This window comes from Flavitalea antarctica (assembly GCF_054461535.1).
The window spans coordinates 170313-191919 of sequence record NZ_JBTLQG010000006.1 but is presented as its reverse complement, the minus strand read 5'-3'; the positions used below and the strand labels follow the sequence as shown (position 1 = coordinate 191919).

Annotated in this window: 20 protein-coding genes; 11 read left to right on the top strand and 9 right to left on the bottom strand. The window is 43.9% G+C overall.

The annotated features are described in order from the left end of the window. Positions 1–65: 65 nt before the first annotated feature. A complete protein-coding gene (locus ACX0G7_RS08770) occupies positions 66–1643 on the bottom strand; it encodes a carboxypeptidase-like regulatory domain-containing protein (RefSeq protein ID WP_458923072.1) in 1578 nt (525 codons plus the stop codon). Beyond that, the gene (locus ACX0G7_RS08765; protein WP_458923071.1) at positions 1640–2245 is read right to left on the bottom strand and encodes an RNA polymerase sigma factor; all 606 of its coding nucleotides are present in this window, start codon (positions 2243–2245) and stop codon (positions 1640–1642) included. The genes ACX0G7_RS08770 and ACX0G7_RS08765 overlap by 4 nt, the downstream gene beginning before the upstream one ends. Positions 2246–2344: 99 nt before the next feature. On the opposite strand from ACX0G7_RS08765, the gene ACX0G7_RS08760 reads away from it, so the two are divergent. After that, the gene (locus ACX0G7_RS08760) at positions 2345–4333 is read left to right on the top strand and encodes a vWA domain-containing protein (protein WP_458923070.1); all 1989 of its coding nucleotides are present in this window, start codon (positions 2345–2347) and stop codon (positions 4331–4333) included. 57 nt (positions 4334–4390) lie between these two features. Here the strand turns inward: ACX0G7_RS08760 and xerD are convergent, their stop codons facing one another. Further along, entirely contained in the window at positions 4391–5329 is a 939-nt protein-coding gene (xerD, locus tag ACX0G7_RS08755) for a site-specific tyrosine recombinase XerD (protein ID WP_458923069.1), read from the bottom strand. A 127-nt stretch (positions 5330–5456) separates the two neighbouring features. On the opposite strand from xerD, the gene ACX0G7_RS08750 reads away from it, so the two are divergent. Both ACX0G7_RS08750 and lipB read left to right on the top strand, forming a co-directional pair. After that, positions 5457–5903 carry a YkgJ family cysteine cluster protein gene (locus ACX0G7_RS08750; protein WP_458923068.1) on the top strand — a complete coding sequence of 149 codons (447 nt, stop codon included), beginning with the start codon at positions 5457–5459 and terminating at the stop codon, positions 5901–5903. A 54-nt stretch (positions 5904–5957) separates the two neighbouring features. Further along, positions 5958–6659, top strand: a complete 702-nt coding sequence (lipB, locus tag ACX0G7_RS08745) for a lipoyl(octanoyl) transferase LipB (RefSeq protein ID WP_458923067.1) — start codon at positions 5958–5960, stop codon at positions 6657–6659. Positions 6660–6667: 8 nt separating this feature from the next. Here lipB and ACX0G7_RS08740 read toward each other — a convergent pair whose 3' ends face one another. Together ACX0G7_RS08740 and ACX0G7_RS08735 are read right to left on the bottom strand one after the other, a co-directional pair. Next, a complete protein-coding gene (locus ACX0G7_RS08740) occupies positions 6668–7555 on the bottom strand; it encodes a hypothetical protein (protein WP_458923066.1) in 888 nt (295 codons plus the stop codon). A gap of 127 nt (positions 7556–7682) precedes the next feature. Continuing rightward, the gene (locus tag ACX0G7_RS08735; protein WP_458923065.1) at positions 7683–8603 is read right to left on the bottom strand and encodes a 1-aminocyclopropane-1-carboxylate deaminase/D-cysteine desulfhydrase; all 921 of its coding nucleotides are present in this window, start codon (positions 8601–8603) and stop codon (positions 7683–7685) included. Between the two features lie 54 nt (positions 8604–8657). Between ACX0G7_RS08735 and ACX0G7_RS08730 the strand changes: the two genes are divergently transcribed. Further along, positions 8658–9566 (top strand): nucleotidyltransferase family protein, encoded by a 909-nt coding sequence (locus tag ACX0G7_RS08730; RefSeq protein WP_458923064.1) that lies wholly within the window; start codon positions 8658–8660, stop codon positions 9564–9566. Here ACX0G7_RS08730 and ACX0G7_RS08725 read toward each other — a convergent pair. Then, the gene (locus tag ACX0G7_RS08725) at positions 9560–10669 is read right to left on the bottom strand and encodes a S1C family serine protease (RefSeq protein WP_458923063.1); all 1110 of its coding nucleotides are present in this window, start codon (positions 10667–10669) and stop codon (positions 9560–9562) included. The genes ACX0G7_RS08730 and ACX0G7_RS08725 overlap by 7 nt on opposite strands. 7 nt (positions 10670–10676) lie before the next feature. Then, positions 10677–11240, bottom strand: a complete 564-nt coding sequence (locus ACX0G7_RS08720) for an RNA polymerase sigma factor (protein WP_458923062.1) — start codon at positions 11238–11240, stop codon at positions 10677–10679. 230 nt (positions 11241–11470) lie between these two features. Here ACX0G7_RS08720 and ACX0G7_RS08715 point away from each other — a divergent pair, with 230 nt between their 5' ends. Next, positions 11471–11671, top strand: a complete 201-nt coding sequence (locus ACX0G7_RS08715) for a hypothetical protein (RefSeq protein ID WP_458923061.1) — start codon at positions 11471–11473, stop codon at positions 11669–11671. Positions 11672–11831: 160 nt separating this feature from the next. On the opposite strand, the gene ACX0G7_RS08710 is transcribed toward ACX0G7_RS08715, so the two are convergent. After that, positions 11832–12509, bottom strand: a complete 678-nt coding sequence (locus ACX0G7_RS08710) for a YdcF family protein (RefSeq protein ID WP_458923060.1) — start codon at positions 12507–12509, stop codon at positions 11832–11834. 82 nt (positions 12510–12591) lie between these two features. Here ACX0G7_RS08710 and ACX0G7_RS08705 point away from each other — a divergent pair, with 82 nt between their 5' ends. The 6 genes from ACX0G7_RS08705 (at position 12592) to ACX0G7_RS08680 (ending at position 21142) form a co-directional block, all read left to right on the top strand. Then, on the top strand, positions 12592–13716 hold the full coding sequence (locus ACX0G7_RS08705; RefSeq protein ID WP_458923059.1) for a Gfo/Idh/MocA family protein: 1125 nt from the start codon (positions 12592–12594) through the stop codon (positions 13714–13716). A gap of 82 nt (positions 13717–13798) precedes the next feature. Further along, positions 13799–15649, top strand: a complete 1851-nt coding sequence (locus ACX0G7_RS08700; protein WP_458923058.1) for a glycoside hydrolase family 2 protein — start codon at positions 13799–13801, stop codon at positions 15647–15649. A 67-nt stretch (positions 15650–15716) separates the two neighbouring features. Beyond that, complete coding sequence (locus ACX0G7_RS08695) at positions 15717–16907, top strand: aldose epimerase family protein (protein ID WP_458923057.1); 1191 nt, start codon at positions 15717–15719, stop codon at positions 16905–16907. Between the two features lie 89 nt (positions 16908–16996). Then, complete coding sequence (locus ACX0G7_RS08690) at positions 16997–19102, top strand: hypothetical protein (RefSeq protein WP_458923056.1); 2106 nt, start codon at positions 16997–16999, stop codon at positions 19100–19102. Positions 19103–19188: 86 nt separating this feature from the next. Next, positions 19189–20679, top strand: a complete 1491-nt coding sequence (locus ACX0G7_RS08685) for an alpha-amylase (protein WP_458923055.1) — start codon at positions 19189–19191, stop codon at positions 20677–20679. 61 nt (positions 20680–20740) lie between these two features. Then, on the top strand, positions 20741–21142 hold the full coding sequence (locus ACX0G7_RS08680; protein WP_458923054.1) for a response regulator: 402 nt from the start codon (positions 20741–20743) through the stop codon (positions 21140–21142). Positions 21143–21156: 14 nt separating this feature from the next. Here the strand turns inward: ACX0G7_RS08680 and ACX0G7_RS08675 are convergent, their stop codons facing one another. Further along, positions 21157–21558, bottom strand: coding sequence for a response regulator (locus ACX0G7_RS08675; RefSeq protein ID WP_458923053.1), 402 nt, complete (start codon positions 21556–21558; stop codon positions 21157–21159). Positions 21559–21607 lie beyond the last annotated feature (49 nt).

Here is a 21607-nt window from a genome sequence, read left to right as displayed (position 1 = left end):
ATAAATTAAACCTTTATCAATTCCATGAAAGCATTGAAACACATGCGCCGGACACAAAAGCGGGATTAAAACTTAATGGTAATTGTTACCCTGGCCTTTTTCCCTTTGAGCAGTTTCCATTTCGGACCTTCTTTGATGAGGCGGATAACTTCTTTGTCATGTTTTGCTGACACTGACCTGGTGATTTTAACATTTGACAGGTTATTTTTGGCGTTAACCTGGAAACTCAGTTCTGTTTCCGCAGAACCATTAAGCATCAGTGAAGAATCCTTGTTAGCCTGCAGATAATTTTCCCAGGCCAGCCAGCCGCCTTCTGGTTCTGCTTCATGGCCCGAGACCGTTACGGAACCGGTAATATCTTTCTTCTTCTGCGTGCCATATCCGATTACAACTACTTCATCGAGGGTATTTGCTGCGTCGGCCAGGAGCAGGTTACCGGGCGCCTCATCTTTCTGAAGTCTGAACCTGGTGGTTTCCTTACCAATCATCGAAGCTTCTACTTCTATCACTGAATCGGGTGATGCAATCCTGAACTTCCCATTGTTATCCGTTGTGTAAACGGTTGGATTATTACTGAGCTTTAATACAGCGTTTGATAATGGCTTGTTATCTGAAGTGACGATCTGTCCATTAAAGTAGTTTAAGGTTGATTGATTGTTTCTTGCTTTTTGATTGTCGAAATCAACACCGGCTACTTTTCCGGATAATTTTTCTGTGGGTGCCCCGGAGGCCAGCGATGTGGAACTGTCGGCGCGCATACTCATTGCCTCCTCTTTTTTAAATCCAGCTTCCTCGGCTTTTTTCAATGGCATCGCAGCTGCATCAACCCGTTTTGCAGTAACTGATTCCTTATCTGTTGCTATACCGGCTTTCTCGTTCCTTGCTATGGTTTTGTCAGCCAGGGAAGTATCGGTTTCTGTTGACGACGACGGCTGATCGTTTTTTGCACTTCGTTGATTTGCGGCTATAGCTTTTTCATCAGCCATCAAAGCATTGGCTTCCGCTTCAATATCATCATTCTGCTTTGTCTTATTCGTATTTGCACTATTTTCCGGTGGACCCGGCCTGCCAGTTCTTTTGTCATCGTTTGATTTCCGTACACCTGCAATGTCGCTTATGGTATCCGAAGTTAACGGTTCTCTGGTTGATGCCTTCGGGGGAGTAGGGTCTGATGTTGTGATTGTTGTCTGCGGAAGAACAGAGTCGGATGTTGTTACCCCGGGTTTTGTATTGTTGCTGTTCTCTGTTGCTGTCAACAACAATTCCTCCGCCCGCTGATTATAAGAACGATACCCTAAGACACCTGCAGTAATAATTATTGAAGCCGCTACAGCTGCCTGCCACCATCTCATTTTAACGGGTGGAGCCGATTTTATTTTAACAACCGGTACAACATTGCGTTTCTTTCCCTGGTTAATCCTATCTGCAAAGGCTGACTGCAGATCTTCGGCAGACTTTTCTACCGTCGCCAATCCATGCGCTGACACGCCAGTAGAAAAACCCTCAATCGCATCTGCAAGAAATGGATCATCAAGCGCTGCTTTTTCAATAGCATGCATTTCGACCGGAGACATTTCGTCCTGGAGATACCGGCGAATGTCCTCGGCGCTGTATTGCTTAATATTTCCACTATTGTCCTTCATTGACCGGGAAATTTTGAGACGCTTTTATCTTCTATAATAACTGCCTTTTCCATACATATCTTCAGATTTCGCCTACCGTTCTGTATAAAACTCCGAACCTTATTCCAGTCTATACCTGTGATTTCCGCTATCTCCTTATAACTTTTGCTCTCAAGGTAAAATAAGCGAACCGTTTTTTGTTGTTCATCGGACAGTGTCTCAAGGCATTTTTCCATTCTGCCGAATTCAGCTTCCTTTTCCATCACAGCAAACAGATGCGATTCTTCTGACGATTGCATAGTTTCTGAGTGAAATTCCGAAGTTTTTATTGTTTTGGGAGACCTTAACTGCATCAGGCAGTGATTTTTGGCTAATGTATACAGCCATCCCCTGAAGTTGTCTATCTCATGTTTATGCAGCTTGGTCAACAATTCCTCAAAGATCTGCATTACCGCATCTTTGGCCCGTTCAGGTTCCTTGAAATATTTAAGACAAACCCCGAATAGCAGTTCCATATAACGTTGGAACAGCAGGGCGACGATACCAATGTCACGATCCTTTTTGTAGCGGGTAACAAGATCAATGTCTGGCACCCCAGGGTCAGTTATGTTTTTAATAAACATCAATCAGGAATAAAAATAACAAAAACAACCATGGAAAAAATTGTTTTGGCTTTTATGTAATAAATCAGGCACCTGCATCCTGATTTAAAATACACAAATATGAAATCTCTTTTAAACCTTTCTAAAACAACCCGCCGGGTAAGATCCCGCGACGGGAAAATAGCCGGGAACAACGCCGGTATTAACTACATCTTTACAAGCGTCCTGATGATGACTTTTATTGTGATGTCGTTTACCATGCCGGTAACATTTGTACTTACGGGAACTGTAGCAGATGCATCAACCGGCGCGCCCATCAAGGGGGTAACAATCTCAGTTAAAGGGGAGGGAGCAAAGGCGACCACAGATGCCCGGGGTGCGTTCTCGATAACGCTGCAGAACAAGTCACAAACGCTGGAATTTTCTTACGTAGGTTATACCAGCCAGGTAAAGATGGTAAAAGAGGGAGAAAAAAGTCTAAACATAAAATTGGTTCCCGAAATCGCGAAACTGGAAGAGGTTATTGTAACAGGTTATGCGACTGCAAGAAAATCTGATCTGACCGGTAGTGTCGCAGGTGTACAGGTATTTTCTTCAAGGGCCGCAAATGTAAATCGTGAAAGAAAGGCAATCTCCGATTCTTATTACAAACACGAATCGGAAGCACCACCGGTTGATCGCGAAGGATATGATGCCATAACGGAAAACGGGTTTAAGACGGTTGGCTACGATCCCCTCTCTACATTTTCGATAGATGTAGATGCCGCTTCCTACAGCAATGTTCGCCGCATGTTAAACATGGGGCAACTACCGCCTGCAGGCGCGGTGCGCATTGAGGAGATGATCAATTATTTTAAATATGATTATAAAGCACCTCTTAAAGATGATCCGTTTTCAATCAATACCGAAATAGCAGCTTGTCCCTGGAACAATGATCACCAGCTGGTTTCAATAGGATTACAGGGCAAACTGATTCCTGTTGATAATCTTCCCGCAAGTAACCTCGTTTTCCTTATTGATGTAAGCGGATCTATGGAAGATCAGAATAAGTTGCCATTGGTGCAACAATCCCTGAAGCTACTGGTTGATCAGTTGAGGGAAAAAGATAGGGTAGCATTAGTCGTTTATGCGGGCAATGCGGGACTTGTGCTCCCCCCCACATCGGGTCAAGAAAAAATTAAAATCAAAGATGCTATAGACCGCCTGAGTGCAGGTGGTTCCACCGCAGGCGGAGCAGGAATAAAACTTGCTTATAAAACTGCCCGGGAAAATTTTATTAAATCCGGTAACAATCGAATTATACTGTGTTCTGATGGTGACTTCAATGTTGGGGTGAGCAGTGACGCTGCCCTTGAAGAAATGATAGAAAAGGAAAGGAAATCAGGGGTGTTTCTTACGATACTTGGTTATGGCATGGGAAACTACCAGGATGCAAAAATGCAAAAACTGGCGGGCAAGGGGAACGGTAATCATGCATATATCGACAACCTCAGTGAGGCAAGAAAAGTATTGGTAAAAGAATTCGGGGGAACCTTATTTGCAATTGCCAGGGATGTGAAACTTCAGATTGAATTCAACCCCTCCAGGGTGCAGGCTTACCGGCTTGTTGGTTATGAAAACCGTATGCTCAACAAGGAAGATTTCAACGATGATCTGAAAGATGCGGGCGAACTCGGAAGCGGGCACACTGTTACAGCGTTGTATGAGATCATCCCCGTTGGCGTTAAGTCTTCCTTTATCAAAACAGTCGATGCCCTTAAGTATCAAAAAGAAAAAACGGGTGCCAGCAAAACATCCACCGAAATGATGACCATCAAATTCCGTTACAAAAAACCTGACGGCGATGTCAGTAGTTTAATATCTCACCCGGTTATTCAAAAGGCGGGGTCGAACAATAACACTTCAGAGAATTTCAGATTCGCTGCAGCAGTGGCCCAATTTGGAATGTTACTTCGGAAATCCGAATACAAACAACAATCGTCTTATCAGAACACATGGGCACTGGCAAAAGATGCATTGGGCAGGGATGAAGAAGGATATCGCAGTGAGTTTTTGAAAATGATTAAGAACGCACAGGCGTTGGAGGCGAAAGAAATTAGTAAGCGATGATTAAAGGAGTGATGAGTTAAGGGTTATGGGTTATGAGTGAGTTGTGAGTTGACTCACTCATAACTTATTAGAGAAGGCCGGGTGAAACCGTTGTAAGGTGTCTCTCAGGAAGTCACGGTTCAGGTGTGTGTAGATCTCCGTAGTAGTGATACTTTCATGACCGAGCATTTCCTGTACTGCCCGGAGATCTGCTCCACCTTCTACGAGATGTGTTGCGAAAGAATGCCGGAAGGTATGCGGGGAAATGTTCTTGGTGATACCGGCTTTTTTTACAAGTTCTTTTAACATCAGAAAAATCATCACCCGTGTTAGTTTCGCACCGCGCCGGTTTATAAACAGTATGTCCTCATGTCCCGGTTTAACAGGCATGTGTACCCGAATATCGTTCCGGTAAATGTTTATATATTTTATCGCAGATTCCCCGATGGGCACAAGCCGCTCTTTGTCACCCTTACCAATAACCCTGATAAATCCAACGTCGAGATAAAGACAGGAAATTTTCAGGTTCACTACTTCCGAAACCCTTAACCCCGAACTATACATGGTTTCAAGAATAGCTTTGTTTCTTCCACCTTCCGGTTTGCTCAGGTCAATCGCATTGATAATAGATTCAATCTCTTCGAAACCCAGCACATCTGGCAAGGCTCTTTTCAATTTTGGTGTTTCAAGCAATGCAGACGGATCTGTTTTTATGATTTGTTCCGTCAGGCAATATTTGAAAAATGACCGGATGCCGGAAATGATCCTTGATTGGGAAGTAGCAGTCATGCCGAGCCCGGCGATCCATTTTACAAAAGCCTGCAGATCATTGAACTCAATGTTATCCGGGTTTTTATCCTTACCGGTGGTTTCCAGGAACGACATTAGTTTGTCAAGGTCGCGCAGATATGCCTCCACAGAATGATCCGCCAGAGATTTTTCAAGCTGAAGATAAAATTTGAAGCCTTTTTTATAAGATTCCCACATAGCGACGGGGGTAACTATTTGATTCCTCAACGGCAAATTTATGCCTGATGGTGTATATTCGTTCCATTCAGAAAAACAAACTAACCTTCAAATTTCATTCATGCTTCCCACCAACCTAAGGTCGTTCCGGTTAAAAGTGCGAAAGAATAAATCAGTCATGAAAAGGTTCCTGTCTAAGATCGACAAAAATCCACCAAGGGGACTTGATAGTATGGCCATAGTTGCTGATAAGGAAGTGTGGCAGGAAGTAGACTGTTTATCCTGTGCAAATTGCTGCAAGACGATGTCGCCGACCTTTACTAATTCCGATGTAAAGCGGATAGCTTCCCATCTCGCGATGTCCGAAGAAGCGTTCCGGAAAAAATGGCTTTACCGCGACAGGAACAAGGACTGGATAAACAAAATCCAGCCCTGCCAGTTTCTTAACCTGGAAGATAACAAATGCAGCATATATGAGGTGCGTCCAAAAGATTGTGCAGGTTTCCCGCATCATACGAAGCGGAGGATGGTGGACTATATGCATGTATTCAAACAGAATATCGAATACTGTCCTGCCACTTACCGGCTGGTTGAAAAGATGAAGGCAAGGATAACGGGTATTTAGTGTCCGTTTTATGCGTCATCCCAATTGCTTAACTTTGCAGGCTAAACACAACGTTTGAGCGGACAGCAGGTTTATTTCGAGGATCTGGGGGAAGTAAGTTATAAGTCGGCCTGGGACTACCAGGAGGAGTTACTTGCTTACAATGTGCAGGCAAAAAAGGAAGGCACAGAAACGATCAATCATCTCTTGTTTCTTGAACATCCCCCGGTATATACATTAGGTAAAAGCGGTCATGAGGAAAATATTCTCATAAGCGAAAGCGACCGTGTTGCCAGGGGTATTGAATATTACAAAGCAAATCGTGGCGGTGATATCACTTTTCATGGCCCAGGCCAGTTGGTTGGCTATCCCATACTCGATCTGGAAAAATATTACACTGATATTGGCAGGTACCTGAGAAACCTCGAGGAGGTCGTCATCGATACAATGGCTGTTTATGGCCTCAGTGGTGAGCGATCTAAAGGTGAGACAGGCGTTTGGCTTGATCCCGGAATCCCCGGCAGAGAACGAAAGATCTGCGCCATGGGTGTAAGATGCAGCCGGTGGATCACCATGCATGGGTTTGCATTAAATGTAAATACTGATCTTTCTTATTTTGATTATATAATTCCCTGCGGGATAAAAAACAAAAAGGTCACATCGCTTGCGAATGAGCTTGGGTACGAGTTACCATTTGATGAAGTAAAGGCTAATCTTAAAAACAGTTTTGAAAAAGTATTTTCCTCAACCCTGATGGAAAAGAAATACGAAATATAACTACTGTGTCAAAAGTCTTTCGAAATAAAAAACCGGTGCCTTTCCTTCAGCGTTTCATCTTCATACAGTTCAAATTTGAACCATCCTGCATGGTGAAAATTGGATTTGTCAAGGGTTAGCAGTGCCTTTTTCACATGTTTGATCTCGAACAACATAGAATTGTCGTCCTCGAAAAACTTTATGGAATATTTTTTTTGTAAGGCCAGTGGAAGTGCGATTGTTACATTGCCTTCCTTTTCAGTAAATACATACTGGGAAGGTTTATAGACAGGGATCGGTATAAAAGGCTTTATGATCACTGTATCGATGCTGTTCAGCACTAATGTGTCTTTGGTCCTGGTAATTACAGAATCGCGGAACCGCCTGAGATATTTTTGAGAATATTGTGCAATCACGCTGTCCCTTCTCTTGAGTATAAAAAATTTCTCCGGCTCTGCCTTCCTGTTATCTTCCAGTTTCTCTTTTATCTTTTCAGCTTCGTTTTCATTCAGGTTCGCTGAAACAATCACCCTGCGGTCAGCAGCACTGTTTTTACTTTCATTACCTATATCTGCACTGGTGTCGAGACCGGCACGTTGTGAGCGGGAAAATACATACCTGCCACTGTCCAATACTATAAATAACCTGTAAAACACATTACCCGGAGGGGCCTTGGTATCGACAAAACCGTTTTGGGGAAGCCTGGGATCCGGCACTGTCAGGATGGTCTTAAAATTTCGGGTGCTATCGGTGGAGCGCTGGATATTCAGTTGGGTAACAATAGGGTAAGCATTTACCCAGCTGATTAGATTGCGGCTATTTCCGCGGGATGACGCGGAAAATTTTGGAAGTGTATCCTGGGCAACAAGCCCGGCCGGTAGAACAAACATTAAAACAGCAAACCAAAACCTGCTCATGAAGGAATAACGAATTAATCACGGATGTATTTTGCCGGGCGAAGATAAGGAACTTGATTCAAGCCCCTTGATGTGGTAAGCTTAATAAAAATACACATTAGGGGATAAAAAGGAACAATGAGAACATTTAAGAAAATACCAGTTTATCGGCAATGGACCGATTACCCTGGAGACCGCCGCTATGGATAGCCAGTATCCGCGTTCCGGGAGTAAACTGTTTTTTCGTGATAAGGTCATTAATGGCATAGATAAGTTTAGCGGTGTAAACAAAATCTGTTGGCAGCTGGTGTTCAGTCCACAGCCCGTTCATAAAAGCAATAAGTCCGTTTGTCTTTTTCGCGTAGCCTCCAAAGTGGTAATCATAACAAAAATCAATATTTGTTCCCGGTGAGTGGGATCTGACAAAATCCTCAATCATATTGCCGGGGCTGAGCTTTAAGCTCGAAATCCCCAGTACCTGTTGAATTGGGGAGGAGCTCCTGGCCAATCCTGCCATCATAGTACCTGTTCCCACGGCACAGGCAATAAAGTCATAAGCTGATGAGTCTGTCAACCGGAGTATGTCTGTTGCGCCTTCAACTCCTTCAGCGGACTGCCCGCCTTCCTGTATTATCTTATAACCCGGATGATCCCTTTGAAAAGTTATATTTAGTTCTTCCTTGTCGGCATATCTGGAACGGTTAACAAATATGGGTTTCATTCCATAACCAATGGCATCATTTAAGGTTGGGGAAAGTATTGCCGGCTGTTCACCGCGAATAACACCAATACATTGAAGACCTGCTGCATTACACAGATATGCGAGGGCGACAAGATGATTAGAATAAGCGCCACCAAAGCTTAGGATACCGGCAACATTTGCCTCAAGTGCATTTTCAATCGCAAGCCGGAGTTTAAAAAATTTATTACCTGAAACCACCGTGTGGATCAGGTCCAGCCGCAACACATCAACTGAAACATCTAATGACTGGGCTGACTTTAATATCAACGGTTGCTTTATAACGGCTTCATAATTGATGAATTTTGTGAGATTAGATTTGGCAGGCATGGTTTTCGAGCAGTTATTTTTATATTTTCGTTTCTCAAATTTAAAATTACAATAATGCAACCAACCCTTTTGATTCTTGCTGCTGGTATGGCTTCGAGATATGGCAGTATGAAACAGATTCAGTCGTTTGGCCCAGGCGGTGAGACTATAATGGACTATTCAATTTATGATGCCATCAGGGCAGGATTTAAAAAAGTAGTATTCATCATCAGAAAAGAATTTGCGCAGGACTTCAAAGCCATCTTTGATGAAAAGTTGAAGGGTAGGGTAGAAACAGATTATGTGTTCCAGGATCTGAAGTCATTTGTTGACGGATTTGAAGTACCTGCTGACCGCTCTAAGCCATGGGGCACTGCGCATGCTGTACTTTGCGCCAGGGACCAGGTTAAGGAGCCATTTGCCGTGATCAATGCAGATGATTTTTATGGCAGGGATGCTTTTGAACAAGCATATAAGTTCCTCACGCGTGATGTAAACAATAAAACTTATTCGATCATCGGTTATGAGTTGTTGAAAACCTTGTCTGATCATGGCACCGTAAATCGTGGAGTATGCCGTCTTGATCAGGAGGGGAACCTCGCAGGTATAGCGGAGCGCTTAAATATTTCAAGGCAGCCGGATGGCCGGATCTTTTGTGATGACGGCCAGGAGCCAAAGGAGATCCCGGTCGATTCGAAGGTTTCGATGAACTTCTGGTGTTTTGATAACTCAATTTTTGATTATTCTCAAAAATTGTTCAAAGACTTTCTCGCTGAAAGCGGCAATCAACCTAAATCTGAATTTTTTATCCCGATCGTTGCTGACCAGTTTATTAATGACCGGGTTGGAAAGATAAAAGTTATTCCAACTTCTTCTCAGTGGTTCGGCGTCACCTATAAGGAGGATGCCCCTGCGGTTAAGGAAAGTTTAAACAAGCTGGTGGAAAGTGGCGAGTACCCCACTAGGCTTTGGGAGAATCAATAACTCTTAACCATAAATACGCAGTCTTCTATCCGGCGTATCTGTTGCACTCTATCCAGACCTTTAAGTACCGATGCTGTTGGTAACTTCATTGTCTGGATAGCAGTGTCATTGGATTTATCTTTCCGGATCTCCTGCAGGGCAGCATAAATATTTTTCGAGTTGATGGCAAAAACTACACCCTGGGCCTGGACCTGGCGAGTGTTAATGATGCCGATAACCTCACCGTTTTTATTGAACACCGGGCCACCGGAATTTCCGGGGTTTGCAGCAACACCAATCTGGCAACTGAGCGTGTCGCCGTTGAAACCGGTTTTTGCGCTCATATAACCTTCATTGTATACAATTTCTTCGCGCGGAAAACCAAGTGTGAATAGTGATTCACCTAATTCAGGACCCGATTTACGGATGTTATAGGGAACCGTTGTATTATTTTTGAAATCATTGTCTTCAATGCGAAGGATTGCAATATCAGTAGTGTCATTTTCATACACGGTGCTGGCCCTGAACTGCTGACCCTTATTATTCTGAATGATAACAGATTTTGACCCTTTCACAACGTGCGCATTGGTAACGAGGTAACCTTTACCGTCAATAAGGAAACCAGTGCCACCAGATATTGGCTGGGCATTTTCAGGGGCTTTGGTTGGAAACCTGTCTTTTACCTTATTATATACCTCATTGGTCCGTTTTGCAACCTCCTGTTTGAATTCACGTCTTAGCTGCTCAATCTCAGCTGTATTCACTTTGCGGGAATAATATATTGTAGTACCTGCAATCAGGAGGGTTGTGATGCCTGCAATGGAAGCGGCAACAGCCGTCACCCGCTTATACCTCCTGAATATGTTGATTACTTTGCCAGGCGAGGCAGTTTTATGGATAATGCCCTGCTCAGAAAGCCTGTTATGAATTTCATTTAATTCTGATTTGAAACGCTTTTTATCGCCGTATCCGGTAAGTTGCTCAAGGAAAAGGGTATGTTCCACTACCAGCTGATCCACTTCGGGATCATCCTTCCGCAACTGCTCAAATGCTGACATTTCATCGCTGGTCATTTCCTTGCGTAGATAACGTTCGACATTTTCGAGTAACTGAAGATCTTGCATCTCTGTATTATTTATTTTTGTGTTGTGCAAAAAATAATTTTCTTAATCGCGCCAGGCACTTGTACTTCTGGGTTTTGGCATTGTCTGCATTAGTGTAACCAAACTGAGCCGCTATATCTGTCATGCTTCTTTTCTGAAGATAAAATGCTTCCAGCAGGGTTTTACAGGGCTCTCCAAGACCAGACATGGCCTTCTCCATCATACCAAAGTCGTTATTCTGCTGGTCATGTTGCTCCAGCTGGTCATCAACCGGTACGGTGTCAAGGGCATTTCCAATATCCGATACATAGCGTTGTGAGTGATTCAACTTTTTAAGCCAAAGCCTGCGCGAAACAGAATAGATATACGTTTTCAACTGACAATTAAGTTCAAAACTCCCGGACCTTGCCTTTTCGTATAACACGATCATTGTTTCCTGAAAAATATCCCGTGCATCGTCAGAAGTTCCGTTATTATTCACTACCAGCGACTGGACCATATTATAATGCGCCCCGTAAATCGATTCAATAATCTCCTTATCATTTCTTGCAAGTCCTTCCAGCTGAGCTTTCTCGTTCAGTGCTAATTTCACTAGTGTTAACCTTTATTTAATACTCAAATTAGGCAGAAGTAACCCATTGAAGGTGGAATTATGCCTTTTTTTAACAGTTTTAAGGCGCCCGAAGCAGCCTCTACCAGAGCTGAGGGTCCGAAAACCTACGGCATAAAAAATTTCCGAAGTTTTTTTTTATTGCAGGGTTACCTTTTCCGGTTCCGGGTATTAATAACAAATCATTCATTAAATAAACTAAACAAGGTACAATGAAAAAATTGTTATTTATCCTCGCTATCGGTGCATTTGCAGCTTGTAATGACTCAGCTGATAAAGCAGTAGAAGAAACCAAAGATTCTACAAACGCCGCTATCGAAAATACTGCAGACTCTACAATCAACAAAGTAGACAGCACTGCTGATGCTAAACAGGATTCTGTTAGCAAAGCTGCTGATTCTTTGAAGAAATAAGTTTTCATATGGCAAGCAATCGTTAGAGGCCGTCCTGATCCCAGGGCGGCTTTTTCGATACTGGCATCTCTCACAGGGATGCCTGATTGGAATATCAGTTTTGAAATGACGACACGGAAAACGATCTGAAAGTCAGCGAGCCCTTTCGTCGACAACATTTTCAGTCATATGCAGTTTTATCAAGCCTCTTCCCCAGGGTGCCCATTAAACGCTGCCAGGGGTTCTCTCTTTTTTTGATGGATTTAAAGTCAGGGACAAAAGCCTTTTCGAAAGCAATTACAGGATCTGTCATTTGCTTCTCAATTACTTTCATGGTGTCTATAACAAATGGGATGATCTCCACTTCATTTCCAAGCTTTCGCCGGATGAAGCTTTTCAACATCTTTGTCTGAAATGGATCAGATGCCAATGCTACTTTCTTAAAGCCGAGCTGAAGGGACTTACGGTAGGAGTAAAAAATATTCTCGGTACTGTGTTCTGCTTTTATTTCTGTAAAAATATTTTCCTTTGGAACCCCGATGGCTTCGGCATAAAGCGCCATGATCTCCGCTTCATAATAAGGTGAGTAGACAGCCGAACCGGAAAACATGATATTCCGGGCAATACCTTTTTCATACAGATATTTGGCCCAGTACACTCTTCCTTTCATAATCCGACTCCATTCACCATCTTCAAATGGTACACCGGGTACCACGATCATGTCAAATTGTTGTTTGCTCGCTTCCCGAAACATTCTATGTGAAGTTTTCTTTGAGAACTGGCACGAGGTGGATAGAATAGTGAAAATAGATAGCCAAACCGGATACTGCAGTTTGCTTAGGGCGTTTTTTGTTTTCAAGTTTACTTATTTTATCATTCAAAAACCTACATTCGGACATTGAAGGGTTATCCAATTTCAGAACGATATTAAATTTCAAATTATGAAATTTCTCTACAACCAATGCCTGACTGCCATATTTCTTCTTTCAAGCCTTTTTTACGGACCCGCGTTCAGCCAGCAGCAAACAGCAAAACCTGTGAGGATAGCCGTAGCGGGCACCTCACATTCACATGTTAACTGGATACTTGGACGAAAGGACAAAACAGATGCCGTAATTGTGGGTATCTACGAGTCTGACAAACAACTTATCGACCGCCAGGTTGCAAGATTTAAACTTGATAGTAACCTTGTTTACAACGACCTCAACACTATGCTTGAAAAAGTAAAGCCGGATGTTGTTGTTGCTTTCGGATCTATTTATGACCATATGAAAGTAGTAGAGGCTGCGGCACCCAGGGGAATCCATATAATGGTTGAGAAACCCCTTGCTACGAATGTTAAACATGCGATGCAGATAAAAGCGCTCGCAGATAAACACAAGGTTCATGTGCTGACCAATTACGAAACCTCCTGGTATCCCACCACTGAAAAAACATACCAGCTTGTTCACGATAGCAGTTATATAGGAGATATCAGGAAGGTGGTGATTCATGATGGTCATGAAGGACCAAAGGAGATCGGAGTGAATGCGGAATTTTTCCAGTGGCTTACTGATCCGGTTCAAAACGGCGGCGGTGCCCTGATAGATTTTGGATGTTATGGTGCGAACCTGATGACCTACCTGATGAAAGGTGCAGAACCCATCTCGGTCACTGCCGTATCGGCCAGGTATAAACCGGATATCTATCCGAAGGTGGACGATGAAACCACGATCATTGTACAATATCCAAAGGCCCAATGTATCATCCAGGCTTCCTGGAACTGGCCATTCGGCCGCAAGGATATGGAGGTTTATGGACAAACCGGTTATGTGATCTCGGCAAACAACACCATGATGAGGAAAAGAAATAAACAAAGTAAAGCTGAAGAGACAGCTAGCATAGGGGCTTCAGAAGTTGGTGTGTATGTTGATCCGTTCAGTTACCTCGCTGATGTGGTCAACGGCAAAATAAAAGTACCGTCTTATTCACTTTATTCACTCGATAACAATATAATGGTGGTCAGAATTCTTGAAGCAGCCCGTGAATCGGCCAAAACAAACAAAACCGTTTTCTTCAGGAGATAATGGTTAGCCACCTTTGAAATTAAAAAAACATACAATCGCCGGTTACCCGGATTGTTTGATCTATTATTACAAAAAAAGCCTGATGAAAAAAACGATTGCCTTTTCATTTATGCTCGTTGCCTGTTCAACGCTTATCGCTCAGACTAACTGGAAAATAGCCGGGGATAAAATAAGAACGCCATGGGCTGAAACAGTTGATCCTGCGAAACCATTACCTGAGTATCCACGGCCCCAGATGGTACGAACAACCTGGATGAACCTGAATGGCAGCTGGCAATATTCAATATTGCCAAAAGCACAGGAATCAATCCCCGTAACTTATGCCGGCAGTATCTTAGTGCCTTTTGCCGTGGAGTCTGCTTTAAGCGGTGTGGGAAAAACTGTCGGCAAGGACAGCGTTCTCTGGTATGAGCGATCTGTAAATATTCCGGCCACATATCGCAAGGGAAATATCCTCATTCACTTTGGTGCTGTTGACTGGTTATGCGATGTGTTTGTCAACGGCAAAAAGGCAGGAACACACCAGGGAGGTTACGATCCTTTTTCATTTGACATTAGTTCGCTGGTGACCAAAAGTGGTCCACAGAAAATAGCAGTAAGAGTGTGGGATCCGTCTGATAATGGCCCTCAGCCGCGGGGCAAACAAATCAATCGCCCTCATAGTATCTGGTATACACCTGTTACCGGTATCTGGCAAACCGTATGGCTCGAATCGGTTCCTAAAACTTATATATCAAACACAGTTCAGACGCCCGATGTTGATAAAAAAACGCTCAGCATAAATGCTAAAGTTGAAGGTTCAATCACTGGTGATATGTTGGTGGTATCTGCATGGAAGGGAACCGAAAAATTAGCAGAACAATCCGTTGCTGCAGGCGGGGTGATAAATCTTAGTATACCCAATGCCTCTTTGTGGTCGCCTGACAAACCAAATCTGTATGATCTGAAAGTGGCATTGATGCGTAAAGGAAAAAAAGTAGATGAAGTGAGCAGTTATTTTGCCATGAGGAAGATAAGTATGTCGCCCGACGCTTCAGGTATTCAAAGAATGTTATTGAATGATGAGTTTGTTTTTCAATATGGGCCGCTGGACCAGGGATGGTGGCCCGATGGTTTGTATACAGCGCCAACTGACGAAGCGCTGAAGTTTGATATCGTGAAGACAAAAGAGATGGGATTTAACATGATCCGGAAACATGTAAAGGTGGAACCGGCCCGTTGGTATCGTTATTGCGACTCCATAGGCTTGCTGGTTTGGCAGGATATGCCAAGCGGCGATATGGGAAATCGCTGGGAGCCCCGGCCCGGGATTTTCGGGAGGGCCACCGATAAGAATCGTACTCCGGAATCTGAAAACATCTATCGCACAGAATGGACAGAGATCATGCAGGACCTGCACAATTTCCCAAGCATAGTTGTCTGGGTGCCATTCAATGAGGCATGGGGCCAGTTTAAAACAGCCGAGATAACGGAATGGACAAAGAAAAAAGATCCATCGCGTCTTGTCAACAGTGCAAGCGGCGGCAATTTTGAACCAGTAGGTGATATCATTGATCTTCATAATTACCCAGACCCTGTTATGCCGGAGCCATCAATCTATGGTTCCAGACAGGTTATCGTGCTTGGTGAATTCGGCGGGCTCGGTTTGCCGGTCGAGGCACATACCTGGCAGGATAAAAACAATTGGGGATATCAGTCATTTAAAACGAAAGAGGAACTTTTGAAAAGGTACAGTGAGTTGATAAACTCAATCCCGGCATTGATAGAAAAGGGCTTATCAGCCGCTGTGTATACCCAGACCACAGATGTTGAAGTAGAAACGAACGGGCTGATGACCTATGACCGGAAAGTGATAAAGTTTCCTGTAGCTGATCTGAAGGCCTTACATGATAAATTATACAAGCCCGGCCTGGCAAAGATGGCCACCAAATAACAGCATTTGCATCCTGCACAAGCACGCGAATTTTATTTTTATTATCCGGACAAAATTTATAACAGTTATGATCAAAAACACAATCCTATCCATCACTATAACCACAGCCTTGATAACATCATGCGGCGGGCCGGCAGACGACAAACCGGCTGGTTCTCCCGATTCCCTGACCAGCAACACAGAAACCACTGCCGGTGCTGTTTCATTGCCAGGCATTCCTGATGCAGCGGCATTCAGCAAAACGATAGACGGAAAGCAGACTAAACTATATGTTTTGAAAAACAATAAGGGTATGACTGCTGCCATTACCAATTATGGCGGGCGCCTGGTTGCATTATATGTTCCGGGCAAAAACGACAGTACGGTGGATGTAGTAACGGGCTTTAAGAGTGTTGACGACTTTGTGAATTCGACAGAAGCTTATTTTGGAGCTACTATCGGCCGGTACGGAAACAGGATTGCGAAAGGAAAGTTTTCACTGGATGGCAAACAGTACTCACTATTCATTAACAATCCTCCCAATACGCTTCACGGAGGTAAAAAAGGTTTTCAGGCTGTTGTCTGGAACGCAGAACAGGATAACGACAGCACCCTTACATTGAGGTATATTTCGAAAGATGGTGAAGAAGGTTTCCCGGGAAATCTCGCGGTGAAGGTTACTTACACGATTACTGCCGACAATGCTCTCGCTATCGACTATGTCGCCGAAACCGATAAGAAGACAGTAGTCAATCTGACTAATCATGCTTTCTTCAACCTGAACGGAGAGGGTAGCGGAACAATAAACAATCATGTTTTGCAGATACATGCCGATCGCTACACACCGGTCGATTCCACATTAATTCCGACTGGTAAATTAGCAACAGTTACAGGCACGCCATTCGACTTCCTGAAACCGACGAGCATTGGTTCGAGGATCGATGCGGATAATGAGCAACTAAAAAACGGCAAAGGATACGACCATAATTTCGTGCTCAACGGATCAGGCCTCAGGCATGCTGCCACAATCAGCGGTGATAAGTCCGGGATAGTGATGGACGTATATACCATGGAGCCGGGCCTGCAATTTTACAGTGGTAATTTCATGGCTGGAAAAAATACTTTCAAGACCGGGGCAAAAGACGAATTTAGGACGGCTTTTTGCCTCGAAACCCAACATTATCCGGATTCTCCGAATCAGCCATCTTTCCCATCAACAGTATTGAATCCGGGAGAAACCTATAAGACAAATTCGGTGTATCGTTTCTCTGTGAAATAATATACGACAATCATAATACCATTGCCCTTAACAGCATTGTTGCCGGTTTGCGCAAACAGCAAATGCGATGCTATAATGTAACATCCTTTATGTTCTGTACTTTTTCGATAGGGAAAACAAGTTGTTTAGCCGCCTTTTTTTTACTACGTTTCTGCCTCAATACCGCTGCTCAATCCGGTATTGATCTATCAGCTTTCAATAAAAAGGGTAAGGCGAAGGTGGAGTATTCTCATGCAATAGTAAAGGTGACCTGGCCCGCCTCTGACAGTACCCGGGGTAATATTGTGCTGGACATGCAGGAAGGATCTCCATTGATCAACACTTTGCAGCTTATCAAAGGAAATAAGATAAACAACATTGTGAGGCATGTAGACCCATCTTTTGTATTAACGATCGGCAAACGTGACCTGGTTTCCCAGAACGGATGGAACATCTTTTTTGACAGAGTGAACCTCAAGCCATATACCGTGCACAGGGTCGAACTAAAGAAGAAATCAGTTTCAGTGAGATCTGCCGGCTCCAGGACAATTATAAAAATAGGCACTGTTTCGGCTGCTCATTTCACAGGTGACCTGGAGATCACGCTTTACAATGGATCACCACTACTTAATATAGCTGCTGTGATGTCAACAGGCATAGATTCTACCGCTATCGTATACGATGCTGGTTTAACATCAACTGTTAATCCATGGGACCATCTTTCCTGGAGTAATGTAAATGGTCAGCCCGAAAGGAGAGCAACAGGCAAGGATGATACTGCAGCCACACACAAAGTAAAATACCGCACTATCATAGGCGAAACGGGATCGGGAAGCATCGCGGTTTTTCCCGCGCCGCATCAATATTTTTATCCGCTTGACGAAGCGTTCAACCTGAATTTTACCTGGTCCGGGACCAACTACAGGGATGTTATTCATGAATATGGCATTGGTATCAGGCAGGATCTGAACGGTGATAAAAGATATGTACCCTGGTTTAATGCTCCGCCGGGTACAAAACAGCGCCTCAATTTTTATTGCCTGCTTAGCGCCGCAAACGGAAATGAAGTATTAAACGAAGTAAAAAAGTTCACTAACAGTGATGCATACCCTAAAATTCAGGGCTATAAAAAGTTGAGCAGTCATTTTCACAATGAATTTGTAATGAGTGTTGTGCTGGCCGGGAAAAAGATACCTGATACACCTTCTTTTGTCAAAGTGTTTAAGGCGATGGGTGTTGACATTGTCCATCTTGGAGAATTTCATACTGTGGCTCATCAGCGGGGTCCTGATGAGCTGAGACTGAAAGAACTTCACGAGATGTTTAAAATGTGTACAAGGTACTCCGATGAAGATTTTCTTCTTCTGCCCGGTGAAGAGCCAAACGAATTCCTGGGTGGACACTGGCTACAGTTTTTTCCAAAACCTGTCTATTGGATCATGTCCCGTGCGAAAGATGTTCCGTTTATTTCACAGCATCCTGACTACGGGAAAATATATCGTGTTAGTAATAAAAACGAGATGTTGAAACTGCTGGAGCTTGAAAATGGTCTTGCCTGGACGGCCCATCCGCGCACTAAAGGTTCTACCGGCTACCCTGACAAATACCGCTCAGAAGCGTTTTTCAATTCTCAGCATTTTATGGGTGCAGCCTGGAAACCGATCCCGGCTGATCTTTCTGTGGACCGCCTCGGCATAAGGGTACTCGACCTGATGGATGATATGAACAATTGGGGATTGAAAAAAAAGATAATCGCCGAAGCGGATCTTTTCACCATCGAACCTTTCAATGAGATGTATGCACATATGAATGTGAATTACCTGCAATTGGATCAACTTCCGACTTTTACCGGAGGCTGGAGCCCGGTTATCGACGCGCTCGATCGCGGACGATTCTTTTCAACCACAGGTGAAGTACTGATACCATCATTTACAGTGGGCGGCGCCGGGTCAGGAGATACGGCTGTGCTGAATAACAATGGTAAGGATAAGATCGCTTTTACGCTTAAATGGACGTTTCCGCTTGAATTCGCCCTGATCGTATCCGGAGATGGCAAAACTGTCTTTAAGGAGAAAATCAACCTCAGTGACACCAAAGCATTTGGTGAAAAAGCTTTTACCCACACGATGAACCTCAGAGGCCGTAAATGGGTCAGGCTGGAAGCCTGGGATGTTGCAGTTAATGGCGCTTTTACGCAGACAGTCTGGTTGAAATAAGTAAATTACGTAGACGTTTAACCGAAGCGTTTAATGTCATGGTATTGAATTTGTAATGAATTGGCAAAATTCAACATTTCCCCAAAATGACAAATGGAACAATGATCCAGTATTTCCACTGGTATTTCCCCGCTGATGGAAGTTTATGGAATCATGTACGAGACAATGCCCAGAGCCTGGCCGATCTTGGAATTAATTCAGTCTGGCTTCCGCCGGCGTATAAAGGCGAACAGGGAGCATCGTCTTCCGGTTACAATGTGTATGATATATACGATCTCGGAGAATTTGACCAGAAAGGTTCTGTACGCACAAAGTTTGGCACAAAAGAGCAGTATCGGGAGGCGGTTGATACGCTTCATAGCAAAGGTTTGCAGGTGTATGTAGACATTGTCTTAAATCACATGGGTGGAGCAGATGAGATTGAGCGGGTGTGGGTGAGGAGAGTTGATCCGGAAAACCGCAATAAGTTTACAAGTGATCCTTTTGAGATTGACGCCTATACCAAATTCACTTTTCCCGGAAGAAATGGCAAATATTCCAACTTTGTGTGGGACCATACCTGCTTTACAGGTGTGGATTATGCGCACAACCTCGGCGAAACAGCAATATTCACCATACTGAATGAACATGGAGAAGGTTGGGAAGAAGTAATCGATACTGAAAAAGGGAATTATGATTACCTCATGTTCAGCGACATCGAATTCAGGAACCAGGCCGTGCGGGAAGAACTTAAAAAATGGGGGAAATGGTACCTGGAGCAAATTCCTTTTGATGGTGTGCGGATCGATGCAGTAAAACACATCACACCACATTTTTATAATGAGTGGCTCGATTATATGAGGGCCATCAAACCTGACCTTTTTGCCGTGGGAGAATACTGGGCTCCTGGTGAACTCCCATTGTTATTGCGTTATCTCGAAGCCACCAATGAGAGAATGAGCTTGTTTGATGCTTCACTACACCACAGTTTCTTTGAAGCTTCAAAAAGCGGAAGCTCTTACGATCTCACTACTATACTTGATAATAGCCTTGTTAAGGCCCGTCCCGAACTGGCCGTTACCGTGATCGATAATCACGACACCCAGCCACTGCAGTCGCTCGAGGCTCCCGTTGAAACATGGTTCAAACCACTGGCTTATGCGCTGATCCTTCTTCGTGAAGGCGGCTATCCCTGTGTTTTCTTTCCCGATCTCTATGGTGCTCACTATGTTGACAAGGGCAGTGACGGAAATGAACATGAGATCTTCCTGGAGAAATCACCACATATCGAAGCGATGATGATGGCCAGAAAAAGATTCGCATACGGGCAACAAAGGGATTATTTCGATCATCCCAACTGCATAGGCTGGACCAGGAGCGGTTCTGATGAACAGCCAGGTTCGGGTTGTGCAGTATTATTGAGTAACTCGGAAGCTGGCTTCAAAAGCATGGAAGTCGGCGCGCATTTCGCGGGTAAAGTGTTTGTTGACATGTTAAGAGAAAACGGTGAAGAGAAGACGATTGATGAAAACGGGTGGGCAGAGTTCACAGTTCCAGCGGGAACTGTAGCAGTCTGGGTACCAAAGGATTCACTTTAATACGCTTGCTTAGCAGGTATAGGAATTGATGTTACTCGGGTGATCCGCAAATGGTAGTAACATGAATAAGTTTAAGATTCTGATAGCCGAAAACGATGAGGACGAACAGGATTTTTTGAAAGAGGGGTTTGATAACACTGATTATTTTGAGGTGATTGCCATGGCTATGAGCGCCAACGGACTTTTCCGCATCCTGGAAGAACACATTTCAGATATGCCCGACCTCGTTTTGACTGATCTGAACATGGACGGTCAGAACGGATATGATGTGTTGCGGTTTATGAATTCTCATCCCCACTTTTCCCGGATACCAGTGATCGTATATTCCGGTTCTCTGTTGGATAGCGTTGTCACTAAATGCCTTGAGCTGGGGGCAAAACATGTTGTAATGAAGCCCTCCAGCCTGGATGGGTATCAGCGATTTCCCGCTCAACTTTACGAGCTTATGCGGGAGGGAGCCTGATTTTAGCCTGCTTCTCAGATTTCCAGGAACACCTGGTTATCCTGCTTTTTCATCACACGGCGAATGATGGAACTGAGTTTCGGGATATCGGCAGCTTTCCGCACACAACCCGACGCGCCCAGGAGTACTGCCTTTTTACAGGCCTCATCATTAATTCCATTTGAATAAAGTATGACTGGTACATTAGTCAGGTTAGGCAGTTTCCTGATTTCCCGAAGGCACTCGAATCCGTCCATTCGCGGCATATTAATGTCCAGGAAGATGATATCAGGTGTGTGTGCTTTCAGCATCTCGAGTGCCCTGAACGGACTATCCGCCCAAATGCAGGTACAGCTTGGATCGACTTCACTTAATGCTTCTGAAAAAATATCCAGTTCATCGGGGTCGTCATCAATAAGAAAGAATTTTTTATGCATTAGTTCATCCTGTCTCTCCTCCACAAGCAGACACAATAGATGTTAGTCT